Source organism: Pseudomonas sp. MDT2-39-1 (genome assembly GCF_054898085.1).
In genome coordinates, this window is record NZ_CM142716.1 from 3,569,356 (window position 1) to 3,586,111 (window position 16,756).

A 16,756-nucleotide genomic window follows, 5' to 3' on the forward strand; every position below is an offset into this window, starting at 1 on the left:
AGACAGTCATGCGTGCGCATAAGGCTGGGGTCGAAGAGTGGCTGGCGAACCATACTAATAATTGGGGGATACACAATGACCACGAGCATCACGGCGGACGGCCTTAAAGCCGATCAGCCCGCGTTCCTGTCAAAGGAACGCATCATCGCCAAGCCCGGTTTCAACCGTTGGCTGGTACCACCGGCCGCTTTGGCCATCCACCTTTGCATCGGCATGGCCTACGGCTTCTCGGTGTTCTGGTTGCCGCTGTCCAAAGCCTTGGGCGTGACCAAGGCAGTGGCTTGCGCGCCGGACATGAGCTTCATCTCGCAAGTGTTCTCGTCGCAATGTGACTGGCCGATCTCTATGCTCGGCTGGATCTACACCCTGTTCTTCATCTTCCTCGGTTGCTCGGCAGCGATCTGGGGCGGCTGGCTGGAACACGCCGGGCCGCGCAAGGCTGGCGTCGTATCGGCGCTGTGCTGGTGTGGTGGTCTGCTGATTTCAGCGCTGGGGGTCTATACCCACCAGATCTGGCTGATGTGGATCGGCTCCGGGGTCATTGGTGGTATCGGCCTGGGGTTGGGTTACATCTCGCCGGTGTCGACCTTGATCAAGTGGTTCCCGGACAAGCGCGGCATGGCGACCGGCATGGCGATCATGGGTTTCGGTGGTGGCGCGATGGTCGGTGCTCCGCTGGCCGCAGCCTTGATGGGGCATTTCGCTTCGGCAGACAGCGTCGGCGTATGGCAGAGCTTCCTGGTGATGGCCGCGATCTACTTCGTGTTCATGATCGGTGGCGCACTGTCCTACCGCGTGCCGCCAACCGGCTGGAAGCTTGAAGGCTGGACCGCTCCGGCGAAGAAAGCGTCGAACGCGATGATCACTCACCGTCACGTTCACGTGAATGTGGCGTGGAAAACTCCGCAATTCCGTCTGGTGTGGCTGGTGCTGTGCCTGAACGTGTCGGCCGGTATCGGCATCCTGGGCATGGCCTCGCCGCTGTTGCAGGAAGTGTTTGGCGGTAAATTGATCGGTGTTGACTTGCCATTCGGTCAACTGGACGCCGGGCAACTGGCTTCGATCGCGGCAATTGCGGCCGGTTTCACCGGTTTGCTGAGTCTGTTCAACATTGGTGGCCGGTTCTTCTGGGCGTCGTTCTCCGACTACCTGGGTCGCAAAAACACCTACTTCGTGTTCTTCGCCCTGGGCTTTGCTCTGTACGCGTTGATTCCAAACCTCGGTCACTTGGGCAACGTTGCGCTGTTCGTGGCGGCCTTCTGCATCATCCTGTCGATGTACGGCGGTGGTTTTGCGACGGTGCCGGCTTACCTGGCGGACCTGTTCGGTACGCAAATGGTCGGCGCGATCCACGGTCGTCTGCTGACGGCGTGGGCGGCGGCGGGTGTGTTGGGGCCGGTGTTGGTGAACTACCTGCGTGAATATCAGCTGAGCATCGGCGTTGAACGCGCCGCGGCTTACGACATCACCCTGTACATCCTCGCGGGCCTGCTGGTGCTGGGCTTCCTGTGCAACCTCATGGTTCGACCGGTGGCCGACAAGTACTTCATGACCGACGCTGAACTGGCCGCCGAACAGGCGCTGGGCCACGACAAGGGTGCTGATGCCAGCACCGTGCTGGAGTGGAAAGCGGATGCAGGCACCAAGCCGCTGGCGATTGCCGCGTGGCTGGTGGTGGGCATTCCGTTGGCGTGGGGTGTTTGGGTGACGCTGCAGAAAACTGCAGTCCTCTTCCACTAAGTAAGCGCAACACCCTGTGGGAGCGGGCTTGCTCGCGAAAGCGGAGTGTCAGTCGACATCAATGTTGCCTGACACTCCGCTTTCGCGAGCAAGCCCGCTCCCACATTATTTGATCTTCATGAACACGAATTTTTGTGTTCGTCCGCTTGTACTGACATGTATATCCCCGAAAACACGGGGTCCTGTCCGTCAGGGATATCACCTCTCGTGTTTCTGTTTCCGGCCCGCGCCCCTATAATGGTTGCCTTTTTCGCCCAATGATTTTGCGGAGCTGGTGATGGCCGAACGTAAGGCGTCAGTCGAGCGCGACACTCTGGAAACCCAGATCAAAGCCTCGATCAACCTGGATGGCACCGGAAAGGCCCGATTTGATATCGGTGTTCCTTTTCTTGAGCACATGCTGGACCAGATCGCCCGTCACGGGCTGATCGACATGGATATTGTCAGCAAGGGCGACCTGCATATCGACGACCACCACACGGTGGAAGACGTCGGTATCACCCTGGGTCAGGCCTTCGCCAAAGCCATCGGCGACAAGAAAGGCATCCGTCGCTACGGCCATGCCTACGTGCCGCTCGATGAAGCGCTGTCGCGCGTGGTGATCGACTTCTCCGGCCGTCCGGGCCTGCAGATGCATGTTCCCTATACTCGCGCCACCGTTGGCGGCTTCGACGTTGACCTGTTCCAGGAGTTCTTCCAGGGCTTCGTCAACCATGCCCTCGTCAGCCTGCACATCGACAACCTGCGTGGCACCAACACCCACCACCAGATCGAAACCGTGTTCAAGGCTTTCGGCCGCGCCCTGCGCATGGCCGTAGAGCTGGATGACCGCATGGCCGGTCAGATGCCGTCGACCAAGGGCGTTCTGTAATGCAGACGGTCGCGGTTATCGATTACGGCATGGGCAACCTGCACTCGGTGGCCAAGGCCCTCGAGCACGTCGGTGCCGGCAAGGTCCTGATTACCAGCGATGCCGACGTGATTCGTGAAGCCGACCGGGTGGTTTTCCCCGGTGTCGGTGCGATTCGCGATTGCATGGCGGAGATCCGTCGTCTGGGCTTCGATTCGCTGGTGCGTGAAGTCAGCCAGGACCGTCCGTTCCTCGGCATCTGCGTTGGCATGCAAGCCTTGCTCGACAGCAGTGAAGAGAACGACGGCGTCGACTGCATCGGCCTGTTCCCGGGCGCGGTGAGGTTCTTTGGCAAAGACCTGCACGAAGACGGCGAACACCTGAAAGTCCCGCACATGGGCTGGAACGAAGTGAAGCAGACGGTGAGTCACCCGCTGTGGCACAACATTCCGGACCTGGCGCGGTTCTACTTCGTGCACAGCTACTACATCGCTGCCGGCAATGCGCGGCAGGTGGTGGGTGGCGGTCACTACGGTGTCGATTTCGCTGCGGCGCTGGCCGACGGCTCGCGTTTCGCCGTGCAGTTCCACCCGGAGAAGAGCCATACCCATGGCCTGCAATTGCTGCAGAACTTCGCTGCGTGGGACGGTCGCTGGTAAATGGCCGTCAAGAAGAAGCCGCCGATCCTGACCCTCACTCCCGAGCAGGAGAACGAGGCCAATCACAAGATCAAACGCTTCATGGAGGATCGCTTCGAACTGGACCTGGGTTCGTTCGAAGCGGCTGAAATCCTTGAGCTGTTTACCCGTGAAATTGCGCCGCACTATTACAACAGGGCGATTTTCGATGTGCAGACGCACCTCAAAGAGAGGTTCGAAAGCATCGAAAGCGACTTGTGGGCGCTCGAGAAAAACTGATTTCCGAGCGAAGCTGAACACTCGAATTTGAAGGTTTGCCAGATGCTGATTATTCCCGCTATCGATCTCAAGGACGGTGCCTGTGTTCGTCTGCGCCAGGGCCGCATGGAAGATTCCACAGTGTTCTCCGATGATCCGGTGAGCATGGCTGCCAAGTGGGTGGAGGGCGGTTGCCGCCGTCTGCATCTGGTCGACCTGAACGGCGCTTTTGAAGGCCAGCCGGTCAACGGCGAAGTGGTTACCGCCATCGCCAAGCGCTACCCGAACCTGCCGATCCAGATCGGCGGCGGTATCCGTTCCCTGGAAACCATCGAACACTACGTGAAAGCGGGCGTGAGCTACGTGATCATCGGCACCAAAGCCGTGAAAGATCCGGCCTTCGTTGCTGAAGCTTGCCGCGCGTTCCCGGGCAAAGTGATCGTCGGTCTGGATGCCAAAGACGGTTTTGTCGCCACTGACGGTTGGGCTGAAATCAGCACCATTCAGGTGATTGACCTGGCCAAGCAATTCGAAGCTGATGGCGTGTCCGCGATCGTTTATACCGACATCGCCAAAGACGGCATGATGCAGGGCTGCAACGTACCGTTCACCGCTGCGCTGGCCGCTGCTACGCGCATTCCGGTCATCGCTTCCGGCGGTATTCACAACCTCGGTGACATCAAGTCGCTGCTCGACGCCAAGGCGCCCGGCATCATCGGCGCGATCACCGGCCGGGCGATCTACGAAGGCACCCTCGACGTCGCTGAAGCGCAAGCTTTCTGCGATTCGTACAAAGGCTGAGGACTGACCATGGCGCTGGCCAAACGCATCATCCCTTGCCTGGACGTGGATAACGGCCGGGTCGTCAAAGGTGTGAAGTTCGAGAACATTCGTGATGCCGGCGACCCGGTGGAGATCGCCCGTCGCTACGACGAACAAGGCGCCGACGAGATTACCTTTCTCGACATCACCGCCAGCGTCGACGGCCGCGACACCACGCTGCATACCGTTGAGCGCATGGCCAGCCAGGTGTTTATCCCGCTGACCGTGGGCGGCGGCGTGCGCACTGTGCAGGACATTCGCAACCTGCTGAATGCCGGTGCGGACAAGGTCTCGATCAACACCGCAGCGGTGTTCAACCCGGAGTTTGTTGGCGAAGCGGCGCAGCATTTCGGTTCGCAGTGCATCGTCGTCGCCATCGACGCGAAGAAGGTTTCTTTGCCGGGTGAAACCCCGCGCTGGGAAATCTTCACTCACGGCGGACGCAAACCCACCGGTCTCGACGCCGTTGAGTGGGCGAAGAAAATGGAAGGCCTCGGTGCCGGCGAAATCCTGCTGACCAGCATGGACCAGGACGGCATGAAAAACGGCTTCGACCTGGGCGTCACCCGCGCCATCAGCGATGCACTGGGTATCCCGGTGATTGCCTCCGGCGGCGTCGGCAACTTGCAGCATTTGGCCGACGGCATCATCGAAGGCCACGCCAGCGCAGTGTTGGCGGCGAGTATTTTCCACTTCGGCGAATACACCGTGCAGGAAGCCAAGGCTTACATGGCGCATCGCGGGATCGTAATGCGCTAAACAAATCAATGCAGGCCAGTGGACAGCATGGCGGGCTCAAGGCACTCTTGGGCACGCCATGGATTTCGGTAGCCCGACATGATCAAACGCCTTCTTCTTGTCCTCGCCAGCGCTTCTCTGTTGCTCATCAATGGAGTCCACGCTGAAGAAAGTCCCGACACCGACCTGGTGCTGCTGACGGAAAATTTCCCGCCGTACAACATGGCGAAGAACGGCAAGAACTTCGCTCAGGACGAGAACATCAACGGTATCGCCGTGGACATCGTCCGCGAGATGTTCAAGCGTGCGGACGTCACCTACAGCCTGACGCTGCGCTTCCCTTGGGAGCGAATCTACAAACTCGCCCTCGAGAAACCCGGTTACGGCGTATTCGTGATGGCGCGCTTGCCGGACCGCGAGAAGCTGTTCAAATGGGTCGGTCCGATTGGCCCGGATGACTGGATCATGCTGGCCAAGGCGGACAGCAAGATCAGCCTTGAGTCGCTGGAACAGGCGCGCAAATACAAGATTGGTGCGTACAAGGGCGATGCGATTGCCGAGACGCTGGCCAAGCAGGGGTTGAAGCCGATTGTTGTGCTGCGCGATCAGGACAATGCGAAGAAGCTGGTCAGCGGTCAGATTGATTTGTGGGCGACGGGTGATCCGGCCGGACGGTATCTGGCGCGGCAAGAGGGCGTTAACGGCCTCAAAACGGTACTGCGCTTCAACAGCGCCGAGCTCTATCTGGCGTTGAACAAAGATGTACCGGATGAAGTGGTGGCCAAGCTTCAGGCCGCGCTGGATCAGCTGCGCAAGGAAGGCGTGGTGGACGACATCATGGCGCGGTATCTCTAAAGCCCAACACTGAATCCTGTGCCATGCACAATCTAAAGTGGTGTTTGGCGGTTAACGGTACACGCCGTCCTTTCCATGCGCAGCCGTCGCTCGATTGCTGCGCACACTGATCATCTGCTTGATATCAATCCACTCAATCCCCTGAGCCTTGAGCTTCGGCAACTCCCGCTCCAGCACCGCCAACGTCTGCGGATACGGATGCCCGATCATCACCGCCGAGCCCTGCTTTCTCGCCAAGCTGATCGCCGTCTGCAGCTGCGTAAAAATCGCCGCCTCAGTACGCTCATCATCCAGAAACACATCCCGCGAAACGCTCGCCAACCCGATCTTCTGCGCCTCGGCCGCCGCAACCGTCTGCGCGCTGGTGCGGCTATCGACGAAGAGCTTGTGCCGGCGCTGCAAGTCCGCCATCAACCAGGCCATGGCCGGTTGTTGAGCGGTCATGCGGCTGCCCATATGGTTGTTGATGCCGGCGGTATAAGGCACGACCTTGAACGCCGCGCTCAGGCGTTTCTCAAGTTCGTCGATGGGCAAATCGGGATGCCAGGCGAAGGGGCCGGTGGCCGGGTCCATGGGCATGTGCAGGATGACGATCTTGCCGGCGCGATGAGCCTCGCGGGCGAATTCGGTGGCGTGGGGCGTGTCGGGCATGATCGCCGCGGTCACCGGGCCGGGCAGGGCGAGCACGCGACGATCCCGGGGCAGGTTCTGCCCCAGGTCATCGATGATCAGAGTGATGTAGGCCTTTTGAGGGGCGGGCGCTGCATGAGCAACACCCGCCAGACAGCACAGCAGGCCGATCAAGAACCGCAGGCGCACCTCAGCGACCAGAGGTGATGCTCAGCCCTTTAAGCAGGCTCAGCGCCTGGGCCAGTTGGTAATCGTCATCTTGTGGCATGGCCTTGGCTTTGCCGCCGGAACGGGTCGGTTTGTCGGCGCCGCCATTGCCATTGCCCAGGTGGCCCTGAAGATCGGCTTCCTTGAAGTACTCGCCGTCTTGCTCGTTGGTGATCTTGGCCTTGCGCACTTCGATGTCCGGGACGATGCCCTGGGCCTGGATCGAGCGGCCGTTCGGCGTGTAGTACAGCGCCGTGGTGATCTTCAGTGCGCGTTCGTTGTTCAGCGGCAGCACGGTTTGTACCGAGCCTTTGCCGAAACTGGTGGTGCCCATGACCACAGCGCGTTTCTGATCCTGCAAGGCGCCGGCGACAATTTCCGAAGCCGAGGCGCTGCCGCCGTTGATCAGAGCAACCATTGGCACGGCTTCGCTTTCGTCTTTGCCGGTGGCGGAGAAGCGCAGCTCAGAGTTGGCGATGCGGCCCTTGGTGTAAACGATCAGGCCCTTGGTGATGAAGTGGTCGACCACTTCCACCGCCGATTGCAGTACGCCGCCCGGGTTGTTGCGCAGGTCGAGAATGATGCCGTTGAGCTTCTTGCCGTTGTCCTTGCGCAGCTTGGCCAGAGCCTTGGAAACTTCTTCGCCGGTCTTGACCTGGAACTGGGTGATGCGGATGTAGCCGTAGCCCGATTCAAGCAGCTGCGCCTTGACGCTCTTCACTTGAATGATCGCGCGGGACAGGGTCACGTCGAACGGCGTACCGCCGTCGCGCACCAGGGTCAGGGTGATTTTCTGGCCGATCTTGCCGCGCATCTTGTCCACGGCTTCGGTCATGCTCTGGCCGCGAGTCGGCTGGCCGTTGATCTTGACGATGAAATCGCCCGCTTGAATGCCAGCCTTGGACGCCGGCGTGTCATCGATGGGCGAAACCACTTTGATGAATCCGTCTTCGGCGCCGACTTCGATGCCCAGGCCGCCGAATTCGCCGCTGGTGCTTTCCTGCAACTCAGCGAAGTCTTCCGGGCCCAGGTAGGCGGAATGCGGATCGAGGTTGCTGAGCATGCCTTTGATGGCATTTTCCAGCAGGGTCTTGTCGTCCACCGGCTCGACATAGGCTGCCTTGATCCGATCCATGACCTCGGCAAAGGTGCGCAACTCTTCCAGAGGCAACGGCGCCTTGGTGGTCGCAGCAGTGCCCGCAGGCGCGACAGCCGGGGCAGGTTGAGCGGCGAACGCCAGAGGCGCGCCGATCACCAGGGCGATCGTCAGAGCCAGCGAGGTAAGGCGGGACAAATGCAGCATGTCGAACGAACTCCTAATGTAGGTGACTCAACGCCTATCCTTGCGCGCGGCACCATTGCGCCGGATCACTCGGGTGACCCTGCTGACGAATAGCGAAATACAGCGCTGGTGTGTCCTGCCCGCCACTGCTACCGACAGTGGAGATGGACTCACCGGCTTTTACCACGTCACCCGCAGACTTGAGCAGCGTCTGGTTGTGACCATAAAGACTCAAAAAACCGTTGCCGTGGTCGAGAATCACCAGCAGCCCGGCGCCACGCAGCCAGTCGGCAAACACCACGCGACCGCCATGCACGGCGTGCACCTGGCTGCCGGAGGAGGCGCTGATCATCACGCCGTCCCACTTGGTACGGGCGTCGTCGCCACGGGATTCACCGAAGCGCGCAAGCAGTCGACCATCGACGGGCCATGGAAGTTTGCCGCGAGTTGAAGCAAAAGCACCGCCGAAGGTCTCGCCTGAACTTGAAACCATTGCGCCGGGTGTCGATTTAACGGGTTTGCGTGGGGCATCAGTCGTGGCATCGGCCTGTTCCTGAGCCTCACGTAATCGCTTTTTTTCGGCTTCCTGCTGGGCGATGAGCGCTTTTTGGCGCGCTTCTTCAGCCTCTCGAGCCTGGCGGGCCAGGGTTTCTTCGATGGTTTTAAGGACTTTAGACAGGTCGGCCTGATCCTGCTCGCGGGCAGCCAGCTTCTGATCGCGAGCCTTCACGTCGTCGCTCAGCTTGGCCAGGACCTGCTGGCGCTCCTTGCGAACCTTGTCGAGTTCATCGCGCTGGCTGTCGAGGCTGCTTTTCTGCACCAGCAACTGCGCCTGCTGCAAGGCGATGTCTTTTTCGACATTGGCCAGTTGGCGCAGGGTTTCGTTGAAATTCTTCAGCTGCTCCAGGCGGGCCTGGCTCAGGTAGTCGTAATAGGTGAGGGTGCGGGCGAATTTTTCCGGATTCTGCTGGTTCAGCAGGAGCTTCAAGTACTCCTGACGGCCGTTCTGATAGGCCGCACGAGCCTGAATGGCGATCAGTCGTTGCTGTTCAGTGCGCGCGCTCTGGAGTTTTTTTTTCTCACCATCGAGACGCTGCAGCTCGGATTCGCTTTTCTTCAGCTCTTTTTGCAGGGCATCGACCTGCTTCTCGAGCTTGCCCATCTCGGTCTCGGTGCCTTTGAGGTCTTTCTGCACACCGGATTTTTCTTCCTGCAGCTTGCCCAGCAGTTTTTTCAGCTCGGCAATGTCCTGACGCGTGGCGTCCAGCTGTTGTTGGGTTTGCGCGCGCTCGTCAGCGAAGGCCGGTTGGAGCAGGCAAGTCAGAGCAAGGGCTATCAGGACGCGAAGCATAGAGGCGGGCGACACCAAGGAAAGGGACGGCCTAGTATGCCCGCCAAGCGCCGCAAAAAAAACGCCCAATTGGGGCTGTGTGATGACTGGAGTAGGTTCGGGGGTGAAAACACCGCCAAACCAATGTGGGAGCGGGCTTGCTCGCGAATGCGGAGTGTCAGTCGACATCAACGTTGACTGATACTCCGCATTCGCGAGCAAGCCCGCTCCCACAGGGTTTAGTGGTGTCTGAGATACCGATTACACCAGAATCGAAGTGCCAGTCATTTCCGCCGGTTTTTCCAGGCCCATCAACATCAGCATGGTCGGGGCCACATCCGCCAGCACGCCGCCGTCGCGAATCTTGAAGTCACGCTTGCCGACATAGATAAACGGCACCGGTTCGGTGGTGTGGGCGGTATGCGCCTGGCCGGTGGACTCGTCGGCCATCTGCTCTACGTTACCGTGGTCGGCCGTGATCAGTGCTTCGCCACCCACCTTGTCCAGCGCATCAACAATACGGCCAACGCACAGGTCCAGGCATTCAACGGCTTTCACCGCGGCATCAAACACGCCGCTGTGGCCGACCATGTCGCCGTTGGCGTAATTGACCACGATCACGTCGTAACGCTGGTTTTCGATGGCGTCGACGATGCGGTCGGTGACTTCCGGGGCGCTCATCTCGGGCTGCAAGTCATAGGTGGCGACTTTCGGCGACGGGATCAGGATGCGCTCTTCGCCCGGGAACGGTTCTTCACGACCGCCGGAGAAGAAGAAGGTCACGTGGGCGTACTTCTCGGTTTCAGCGATGCGCAGTTGGGTCTTGCCGTTTTTCGCCAGGTAATCGCCCAGCACGTTGTCCAGGCTGCCGGCGGCGAAGGCCGATGGCGCGGGAATGCTGGCGGCGTATTGGGTCAGCATCACGAAACCGGCCAGTTTTGGCTGGCGTGCACGTTCGAATTCCTTGAAACCGTCTTCGACGAACACGCGGGTCAGTTCGCGGGCGCGGTCGGCGCGGAAGTTCATGAAGACCACTGCGTCGCCGTCTTCGACTTTAACGGGCTCGCCGATGGAGGTGGCTTTGACAAATTCGTCGCTCTCGCCTCGCTCGTAAGCGGCTTGCAGGCCTTCCTGTGCGGTGGCGGCGTTGAATTCGCCGTTGCCGTCGACAATCAGGTTGTAGGCCTGGGACACGCGGTCCCAACGGTTGTCGCGGTCCATGGCGAAGTAACGGCCGACAATGCTGGCGATCCGGCCTTTGCCGAGGGCCTGGAAGGTCGCGTCGAGCAGTTCGATGGACGACTGGGCGCTTTTCGGTGGCGTGTCGCGGCCATCAAGGAACGCGTGCAGGTAGATTTTTTCGGCGCCGCGCTTGAAGGCCAGTTCGGCCATGGCAACCAGGTGATCCTGGTGGCTGTGAACGCCGCCATCGGACAGCAGGCCCATGAAGTGCACGGCTTTGCCGGCAGCAACGGCTTTATCCACAGCGGCGCAAATAGTCGGGTTTTCGAAAAACTCGCCATCGCGGATCGATTTGGTCACGCGCGTGAAGTCTTGATACACCACGCGGCCGGCCCCGAGGTTCATGTGGCCGACTTCGGAGTTGCCCATCTGGCCATCCGGCAGGCCGACGTCCATGCCGCTGCCCGAGATCAGGCCGTTCGGCACGGTAGCGGTCAGGCGGTCCAGCACGGGCTTCCTGGCCGCATAGATGGCATTGGATTCAGGGCTCTCACTGTGACCGAAGCCGTCGAGAATAATCAGGACCAAAGGTTTAGGCGTGGTAGTCATGGATTCCACTCGTGGCTGAATTAAGAGGGCGATGGAAAAGGGAGTGGCAGTTTAAAGGCAAGTTCAATCCACGTCACCGCCGGACGGGGTTTGGCCCGCCATAGTGGCTGTGTATACTGGCCGACATTTTAACGCCCTGGAACCTCCTTCGATGGTTGCTCACCTGATTGAATTTGCCACTAACCACTATCTGCTCGTCGGTATCTTCGTCGTACTGCTGGCGTTGCTGATCGCTTATCAGATGCAAGGCGGCGGCCGCAGCCTGAGCACCGGTGAACTGACCGGGCTGGTCAACAAGGACGCCGGCGTTGTGATCGATATTCGTTCGGTCAAGGATTTCGCCGCCGGTCACATTGTTGGCGCGTTGAATATTCCCCACGACAAATTGGCTGCTCGCGTTGCCGAACTGGAAAAGCACAAGGCCAAGACCATCATTCTGGTCGACGCCATGGGCCAGACCGCCGGCACCCATGCCCGCGAACTGATGAAATCCGGCTTCACCGCCGCCAAGCTGTCCGGCGGTATTTCCAGCTGGAAAGGCGACAACCTGCCGCTGGTGAAGTGATATGAGCAACGTCGTCGTCTATTCCAGCGATTACTGCCCTTACTGTTCGCGAGCCAAGTACCTGCTCGAGAACAAAGGCGTGGCCTTCGAAGAGATCAAGGTCGATGGCAAGCCACAGGTGCGTGCCGCCATGGCCCAGAAGGCCGGACGTACGTCCGTGCCGCAGATCTGGATCGGCGAGCGCCACATCGGTGGCTGTGATGATTTGTTTGCCCTTGAGCGCGCCGGCAAGCTCGACGCCATGCTCCAGGCCTGAACGCCTTCCCTGTAAGACCCCAAGATCAGAAAGGATCTGAGATGACTGACCAACAGAACACTGCAGCTAGCGAAGAAGACACCGCACCGCAATTCTCCTTGCAGCGCATCTACGTACGTGACTTGTCGTTCGAAGCCCCGAAAAGCCCGGCGATCTTCCGCCAGCAGTGGGAACCGAGCGTCGGTCTGGATCTGAACACTCGTCAAAAGGCGCTGGAAGGCGACTTCCACGAAGTCGTGCTGACCTTGTCCGTCACCGTGAAAAACGGCGACGAAGTGGCGTTCATCGCTGAAGTGCAACAGGCCGGGATCTTCCTGATCAAGAACCTGGACGACGCTTCGATGAGCCACACCCTCGGCGCGTTCTGCCCGAACATCCTGTTCCCGTACGCTCGCGAAACCCTGGACAGCCTGGTGACCCGCGGCTCGTTCCCGGCCCTGATGCTGGCTCCGGTGAACTTCGACGCGCTGTACGCACAAGAACTGCAACGCATGCAGGCGGCTGGCGAGACTCCGACCGTTCAGTAAGCGGTCCTGAGTCAAAGCAAGTCCAATGTGGGAGCGGGCTTGCTCGCGAATGCGGTGTAACAGTCAACGATGATGTTGAATGTTATGACCCCTTCGCGAGCAAGCCCGCTCCCACATTTGTTATGCGGTGTTATTTGAAACCGAGCTGGCGCCAGCCTTCGTAGACGGCAACCGCCACGGTGTTCGACAGGTTCAGGCTGCGGCAGCCTTCACGCATCGGCAAGCGCAGGCGTTGTTCGCCGGGCAGTGCATCGAGCACCTCGGCCGGCAAGCCACGGCTTTCCGGGCCGAACAGGAACGCGTCGCCCTCCGCAAAACTGGCATCGTGAAACGGTCGCGAGCCCTTGGTGGTAAAGGCGAACAGCCGTGGATGACCGAGACTCTCCAGGCAACTGGCGAGGTCCGCGTGGCGTTGCAGGGTGGCATACTCGTGGTAGTCGAGGCCGGCCCGGCGCAGGCGCTTGTCGTCCATCTCGAAGCCCAGCGGTTCGATCAAATGCAGGTGGCAGCCACTGTTGGCGCACAGCCTGATAACGTTGCCGGTATTCGGCGGAATTTCTGGTTGAAAGAGGATGACGTGAAACATGCACGGCTCCGAAGGTAATGATGGCGGGCATTCTACGCCGCCCGTCGATCCACGTTCGAAACTATTACCGCGCGTAATGGCTTCGCTGGCGATTGTCGGACTGATGGTGGGGCTGATGATCGGTCGCCTGACCACGCCTGACCCCAGCGAATTGCAACAGGTCGAGGTGACGAACGATGGGCTGGTGGTGTGGTTCAACAACGAACCCAGGACCCATGGCGAGTTCGTCGACGGCAGCCTCGCGTTGCTGTTCGAGGCGCAAGGCAAGGCGCAGAAAGGTCAGCTCAAGCTCAACGACAAGGTCGTGAACTGGCGGACGCGCTTGAGTGATGGAGGGTTGTTGCTGACGGTAGTGGCGGCCCGGCCACTGCAGGGCGAGTGGACCGGTAGCGAGGTCGATGACCGCTGGCGGCTGGAGATCCATCTCCGGGAGCAATAAAAGAGGGAATCCCCGGCCTGCCTGTACCAAGGTTCCCAAAACGGCAGGGCTCGCGCATTGCGTCGAGCCCGGTGTAAAGAAGGAACCCCTGACCTGCCTGTATCAAGGGCCCCAAAACTGCGTGGGCTCGTCGCAAGTGCGGTGTGAGCCCGATGTAAAGAGGGGAATCCCCGGCCTGCCTGTACCAAGGTCCCCGAAACCGGGTGGTGAACTGAATCACTGAATGGACTATTGCAGGGGGCGTGCCAGGTTTTAACAAGTTGAAACAGAATGTCGCGCTGAAACGTCGAAAGCCCCGTATTCCGGGGCTTTCGTGTTTTTAAAGAATGGGTTCTATTGCAGAAGCAGGCGGGGTTTCGAATCAGTTGTCGTGCGCGATTGCGGGTCACGGTGCATTGGTGCGGTGCACTGAGCCCTAAATGTGGGAGCGGGCTTGCTCGCGAAAGCGGTGTTTCATTCAACATCGATGTTGAGTGTGATGACGCCTTCGCGAGCAAGCCCGCTCCCACATTAGACCGAGTGCTTAACCCTCATCTGCCTCATCATCATCCCCACCATCAACCTTCATCCCCAACTCCTTGATCTTGCGCGTCAGGGTGTTACGCCCCCAGCCCAGCAACACCGCGGCATCGCGACGCCGGCCGGCGGTGTGTTTCAGGGCGGTCTCGATCATGATTCGTTCGAAGGCCGGCACGGCGCTGTCGAGCAGGCTCGACTGACCACGCGCCAACGCCTGATCAGCCCATTGACGCAACGCTTGCTCCCAGTTGGTCACCGGTGCCGAGTCCTGCGGCAGGCTCAGCAGCTCTGGCGGCAGGTCGCTGATGTGCACTTCGCGACCCGAAGCCATCACCGTGATCCAGCGGCAGGTGTTTTCCAGCTGACGCACGTTCCCGCCCCACGGCAGGTTTTTCAGGTATTCCTCGGTTTCGCTTTTCAGTAGCTTCGGCTCCACCGCCAGTTCTTGCGCGGCGCGGGCGAGGAAGTGCTTGGCCAGGGTCGGGATGTCTTCGCGACGGTCCGACAGCCGTGGAATATGGATGCGGATGACGTTGAGGCGGTGGAACAAGTCCTCACGGAACTTCCCGGCGTGCACCAGGGTTTCCAGATTCTGGTGAGTCGCGGCGATGATTCGCACATCGACCTTCACCGGCACATGGCCGCCGACACGGTAGAACTCGCCGTCGGCCAATACCCGCAGCAAACGGGTCTGGGTATCTGCCGGCATGTCACCGATTTCATCGAGAAACAGCGTGCCGCCGTCAGCCTGTTCAAAGCGCCCGCGACGCAGGTTGGCCGCGCCGGTGAAAGCGCCTTTCTCATGGCCGAACAGCTCGGATTCCATCAGGTCTTTCGGGATCGCCGCCATGTTCAGCGCAATGAACGGCGAAGCCGCGCGCGGGCTGTGACGGTGCAGAGCGTGGGCCACCAGTTCTTTACCGGTCCCGGATTCGCCGTTGATCAGCACGGTGATGTTGGAATGGCTCAAGCGCCCGATGGCGCGAAACACTTCCTGCATCGCCGGCGCTTCGCCGATGATTTCCGGGGTACGGGTCAGGGCGACCGGGACTTCCAGGCCTTGCTGTTCCTGAGCGTGCTGGTTTGCACGTTTGACCAGTGACACCGCTTCATCAACGTCGAACGGTTTTGGCAGGTATTCAAACGCGCCGCCCTGATAGGACGCGACAGCGCTGTCCAGATCGGAGTGCGCAGTCATGATGATCACTGGCAACCGTGGGTGTTGCTCGCGAATCCGCGCCAGAAGGTCCAGACCGCTGGCACCCGGCATGCGGATGTCGGAGATGATCACGTCCGGTTGCTGGCGCGCCAGGCGGCTCATCACTCCATCGGCGCTGTCGAAGCTTTGCGTGGTCATGCCTTCCTGTTGCAAGGCTTTTTCCAGGACCCAACGGATAGAACGGTCGTCATCGACGATCCACACGGTTTCACTACGGCTCATGTCGATGTGGCTCCTTGTTCCAGGGGCAGAAAGATCGAGAACGTGGTGTGGCCTGGGTGGCTGTCACATTCGATCAGGCCCTGGTGCTGGCTGATGATGTTCTGGGTTATGGCCAGGCCCAGCCCGGTACCGTCCGGGCGGCCGCTGACCATGGGAAAGAAGATGGTTTCCTGCAACTCCGCGGGAATACCCGGGCCGTTGTCGATGATTTCGATCTTGGTCACCAGGCGATGACGCACGTGACCGATGGTGAACTGGCGCATGGCGCGGGTACGCAGGCTGATACGGCCAAGGCGCAGCTCGTTCTGGCTGCTGATGGCCTGCATCGCATTGCGCACAATGTTCAGCACCGCCTGAATCATTTGTTCGCGGTCGATCAACACGTCGGGAATGCTGGGGTCGTAGTCGCGTACCAACGTGATGCAGCCCTGACTTTCGGCTTCCACCAGATGACAGACGCGTTCGAGCACTTCGTGGACGTTGCACATCGCCAGCGACGGCAGTTTGTTGGAGCCGAGCATGCGATCGACCAGGTTGCGCAGGCGGTCGGCCTCTTCAATGATTACGTTGGTGTAGTCGCGCAGGCTTTCCTCCGGCAGCTCGCGAGCCAGCAATTGCGCCGCGCCGCGTATCCCGCCGAGAGGATTCTTGATTTCGTGAGCGAGGCCGCGCACCAGCATCTTGCTGGTTTCCTGCTTCGACAGCTGCGCTTCTTCCTTGGTGATGCGCAGCAAGCGGTCGCGAGGGTGGACTTCCAACAGCAGCATGGTGGCGCCGTTGGCGAGGATCGGCGTGACCGCGTAGTCGACGGTCAGGGTCTGGCCGGTGAGGGCGGTGAGCATCGCTTCGCGTTTGGTAAACGGATGCGCCTGCTCGACCGCCTGGCGCAGGGAGTTCAGCGCCTCGGTGGATTCGGTGAACAACTCGCTGATGAACTGCCCATGGCTACGCTGACCGCTGATGGCCAGGAGCATCTCCGCCGCCGGGTTCATGTACTCGAGGCGCAGTTCGGCGTCGAGCAGAATGGTGGCGGTGGTCAGATTGTCGAGAAGCAGACGATGCAGTGCGTCACTGATGGTCATTAGGACCTCTTTTGGAGCAGGGCATGCGCGTGGATAACGCGCCGATACGAGGAAAATGCAAAAACCAAACCAAGGCTCCGAAAAGAAGCGTTTAAAGCCTGAAACGGGCGTTTGACGCTCGTTTGCGTGGCGTTCTGCCAGCTTTCGCGGGTACTTTCGAACCAAAATGGGTTGAGATGTGGGAACGGTGCAACCTATTG

At 60.1% G+C, this 16,756-nt stretch carries 18 protein-coding genes; 11 read left to right on the plus strand and 7 right to left on the minus strand.

Annotated features, from left to right (window positions below):
- Positions 1-75 precede the first annotated feature (75 nt).
- The 7 genes from ACYZTM_RS16990 (at position 76) to ACYZTM_RS17020 (ending at position 5,901) form a co-directional block, all read left to right on the plus strand.
- Complete coding sequence (locus tag ACYZTM_RS16990) at positions 76-1,740, plus strand: OFA family MFS transporter (RefSeq protein WP_461983599.1); 1,665 nt, start codon at positions 76-78, stop codon at positions 1,738-1,740.
- A 277-nt stretch (positions 1,741-2,017) separates the two neighbouring features.
- A complete protein-coding gene (gene hisB, locus ACYZTM_RS16995) occupies positions 2,018-2,611 on the plus strand; it encodes an imidazoleglycerol-phosphate dehydratase HisB (RefSeq protein WP_123367004.1) in 594 nt (197 codons plus the stop codon).
- A complete protein-coding gene (gene hisH / locus ACYZTM_RS17000; protein WP_461983602.1) occupies positions 2,611-3,249 on the plus strand; it encodes an imidazole glycerol phosphate synthase subunit HisH in 639 nt (212 codons plus the stop codon). Before hisB ends, hisH begins: the two co-directional genes overlap by 1 nt.
- The gene (locus tag ACYZTM_RS17005; protein ID WP_008024930.1) at positions 3,250-3,507 is read left to right on the plus strand and encodes a DUF2164 domain-containing protein; all 258 of its coding nucleotides are present in this window, start codon (positions 3,250-3,252) and stop codon (positions 3,505-3,507) included.
- Positions 3,508-3,549: 42 nt separating this feature from the next.
- Positions 3,550-4,287, plus strand: a complete 738-nt coding sequence (gene hisA / locus ACYZTM_RS17010; protein ID WP_010464588.1) for a 1-(5-phosphoribosyl)-5-[(5-phosphoribosylamino)methylideneamino]imidazole-4-carboxamide isomerase — start codon at positions 3,550-3,552, stop codon at positions 4,285-4,287.
- 9 nt (positions 4,288-4,296) lie between these two features.
- The gene (gene hisF, locus ACYZTM_RS17015) at positions 4,297-5,067 is read left to right on the plus strand and encodes an imidazole glycerol phosphate synthase subunit HisF (protein ID WP_121731627.1); all 771 of its coding nucleotides are present in this window, start codon (positions 4,297-4,299) and stop codon (positions 5,065-5,067) included.
- Positions 5,068-5,145: 78 nt separating this feature from the next.
- On the plus strand, positions 5,146-5,901 hold the full coding sequence (locus ACYZTM_RS17020) for a substrate-binding periplasmic protein (RefSeq protein ID WP_131061268.1): 756 nt from the start codon (positions 5,146-5,148) through the stop codon (positions 5,899-5,901).
- A 51-nt stretch (positions 5,902-5,952) separates the two neighbouring features.
- Here ACYZTM_RS17020 and ACYZTM_RS17025 read toward each other — a convergent pair whose 3' ends face one another.
- The 4 genes from ACYZTM_RS17025 to gpmI all read right to left on the minus strand — a co-directional run bounded on the left by ACYZTM_RS17025 (position 5,953) and on the right by gpmI (position 11,141).
- The gene (locus tag ACYZTM_RS17025; protein ID WP_461983604.1) at positions 5,953-6,720 is read right to left on the minus strand and encodes a divergent polysaccharide deacetylase family protein; all 768 of its coding nucleotides are present in this window, start codon (positions 6,718-6,720) and stop codon (positions 5,953-5,955) included.
- A gap of 1 nt (position 6,721) precedes the next feature.
- Positions 6,722-8,041, minus strand: coding sequence for a S41 family peptidase (locus tag ACYZTM_RS17030; RefSeq protein ID WP_131061266.1), 1,320 nt, complete (start codon positions 8,039-8,041; stop codon positions 6,722-6,724).
- Between the two features lie 34 nt (positions 8,042-8,075).
- Positions 8,076-9,371, minus strand: coding sequence for a murein hydrolase activator EnvC family protein (locus ACYZTM_RS17035; RefSeq protein WP_461983607.1), 1,296 nt, complete (start codon positions 9,369-9,371; stop codon positions 8,076-8,078).
- A gap of 240 nt (positions 9,372-9,611) precedes the next feature.
- On the minus strand, positions 9,612-11,141 hold the full coding sequence (gene gpmI / locus ACYZTM_RS17040; protein WP_461983609.1) for a 2,3-bisphosphoglycerate-independent phosphoglycerate mutase: 1,530 nt from the start codon (positions 11,139-11,141) through the stop codon (positions 9,612-9,614).
- Between the two features lie 151 nt (positions 11,142-11,292).
- On the opposite strand from gpmI, the gene ACYZTM_RS17045 reads away from it, so the two are divergent.
- The 3 genes from ACYZTM_RS17045 to secB are packed head-to-tail and all read left to right on the plus strand — an operon-like array spanning position 11,293 to position 12,489.
- The gene (locus ACYZTM_RS17045; protein ID WP_131061263.1) at positions 11,293-11,706 is read left to right on the plus strand and encodes a rhodanese-like domain-containing protein; all 414 of its coding nucleotides are present in this window, start codon (positions 11,293-11,295) and stop codon (positions 11,704-11,706) included.
- Between the two features lies 1 nt (position 11,707).
- Entirely contained in the window at positions 11,708-11,962 is a 255-nt protein-coding gene (gene grxC / locus ACYZTM_RS17050) for a glutaredoxin 3 (protein WP_131061262.1), read from the plus strand.
- A 41-nt stretch (positions 11,963-12,003) separates the two neighbouring features.
- Positions 12,004-12,489 carry a protein-export chaperone SecB gene (secB, locus tag ACYZTM_RS17055; protein ID WP_131061261.1) on the plus strand — a complete coding sequence of 162 codons (486 nt, stop codon included), beginning with the start codon at positions 12,004-12,006 and terminating at the stop codon, positions 12,487-12,489.
- Between the two features lie 130 nt (positions 12,490-12,619).
- On the opposite strand, the gene ACYZTM_RS17060 is transcribed toward secB, so the two are convergent.
- Complete coding sequence (locus ACYZTM_RS17060; protein ID WP_007949025.1) at positions 12,620-13,075, minus strand: tRNA (cytidine(34)-2'-O)-methyltransferase; 456 nt, start codon at positions 13,073-13,075, stop codon at positions 12,620-12,622.
- On the opposite strand from ACYZTM_RS17060, the gene ACYZTM_RS17065 reads away from it, so the two are divergent.
- On the plus strand, positions 13,074-13,514 hold the full coding sequence (locus tag ACYZTM_RS17065) for a hypothetical protein (RefSeq protein ID WP_461983612.1): 441 nt from the start codon (positions 13,074-13,076) through the stop codon (positions 13,512-13,514). The two genes, ACYZTM_RS17060 and ACYZTM_RS17065, sit on opposite strands and share 2 nt — an antisense overlap.
- Positions 13,515-14,037: 523 nt before the next feature.
- On the opposite strand, the gene ntrC is transcribed toward ACYZTM_RS17065, so the two are convergent.
- Both ntrC and glnL read right to left on the minus strand, forming a co-directional pair.
- The gene (ntrC, locus tag ACYZTM_RS17070) at positions 14,038-15,474 is read right to left on the minus strand and encodes a nitrogen regulation protein NR(I) (protein WP_131061259.1); all 1,437 of its coding nucleotides are present in this window, start codon (positions 15,472-15,474) and stop codon (positions 14,038-14,040) included.
- Complete coding sequence (glnL, locus tag ACYZTM_RS17075) at positions 15,471-16,556, minus strand: nitrogen regulation protein NR(II) (protein WP_008024908.1); 1,086 nt, start codon at positions 16,554-16,556, stop codon at positions 15,471-15,473. The genes ntrC and glnL overlap by 4 nt, the downstream gene beginning before the upstream one ends.
- Between the last annotated feature and the right edge of the window lie 200 nt (positions 16,557-16,756).

Excerpts from the sequence above, each read along its gene's own strand:
- ACYZTM_RS16990 (WP_461983599.1), top strand. The coding sequence starts at position 76 with ATGACCACGAGCATCACGGCGGACGGCCTTAAAGCCGATCAGCCCGCG.
- hisB (WP_123367004.1), top strand. The coding sequence starts at position 2,018 with ATGGCCGAACGTAAGGCGTCAGTCGAGCGCGACACTCTGGAAACCCAG.
- hisH (WP_461983602.1), top strand. The coding sequence starts at position 2,611 with ATGCAGACGGTCGCGGTTATCGATTACGGCATGGGCAACCTGCACTCG.
- ACYZTM_RS17005 (WP_008024930.1), top strand. The coding sequence starts at position 3,250 with ATGGCCGTCAAGAAGAAGCCGCCGATCCTGACCCTCACTCCCGAGCAG.
- hisA (WP_010464588.1), top strand. The coding sequence starts at position 3,550 with ATGCTGATTATTCCCGCTATCGATCTCAAGGACGGTGCCTGTGTTCGT.
- hisF (WP_121731627.1), top strand. The coding sequence starts at position 4,297 with ATGGCGCTGGCCAAACGCATCATCCCTTGCCTGGACGTGGATAACGGC.
- ACYZTM_RS17020 (WP_131061268.1), top strand. The coding sequence starts at position 5,146 with ATGATCAAACGCCTTCTTCTTGTCCTCGCCAGCGCTTCTCTGTTGCTC.
- ACYZTM_RS17030 (WP_131061266.1), bottom strand. The coding sequence starts at position 8,041 with ATGCTGCATTTGTCCCGCCTTACCTCGCTGGCTCTGACGATCGCCCTG.
- ACYZTM_RS17035 (WP_461983607.1), bottom strand. The coding sequence starts at position 9,371 with ATGCTTCGCGTCCTGATAGCCCTTGCTCTGACTTGCCTGCTCCAACCG.
- gpmI (WP_461983609.1), bottom strand. The coding sequence starts at position 11,141 with ATGACTACCACGCCTAAACCTTTGGTCCTGATTATTCTCGACGGCTTC.
- ACYZTM_RS17045 (WP_131061263.1), top strand. The coding sequence starts at position 11,293 with ATGGTTGCTCACCTGATTGAATTTGCCACTAACCACTATCTGCTCGTC.
- grxC (WP_131061262.1), top strand. The coding sequence starts at position 11,708 with ATGAGCAACGTCGTCGTCTATTCCAGCGATTACTGCCCTTACTGTTCG.
- secB (WP_131061261.1), top strand. The coding sequence starts at position 12,004 with ATGACTGACCAACAGAACACTGCAGCTAGCGAAGAAGACACCGCACCG.
- ACYZTM_RS17065 (WP_461983612.1), top strand. The coding sequence starts at position 13,074 with ATGCACGGCTCCGAAGGTAATGATGGCGGGCATTCTACGCCGCCCGTC.
- ACYZTM_RS17060 (WP_007949025.1), bottom strand. The coding sequence starts at position 13,075 with ATGTTTCACGTCATCCTCTTTCAACCAGAAATTCCGCCGAATACCGGC.
- ntrC (WP_131061259.1), bottom strand. The coding sequence starts at position 15,474 with ATGAGCCGTAGTGAAACCGTGTGGATCGTCGATGACGACCGTTCTATC.
- glnL (WP_008024908.1), bottom strand. The coding sequence starts at position 16,556 with ATGACCATCAGTGACGCACTGCATCGTCTGCTTCTCGACAATCTGACC.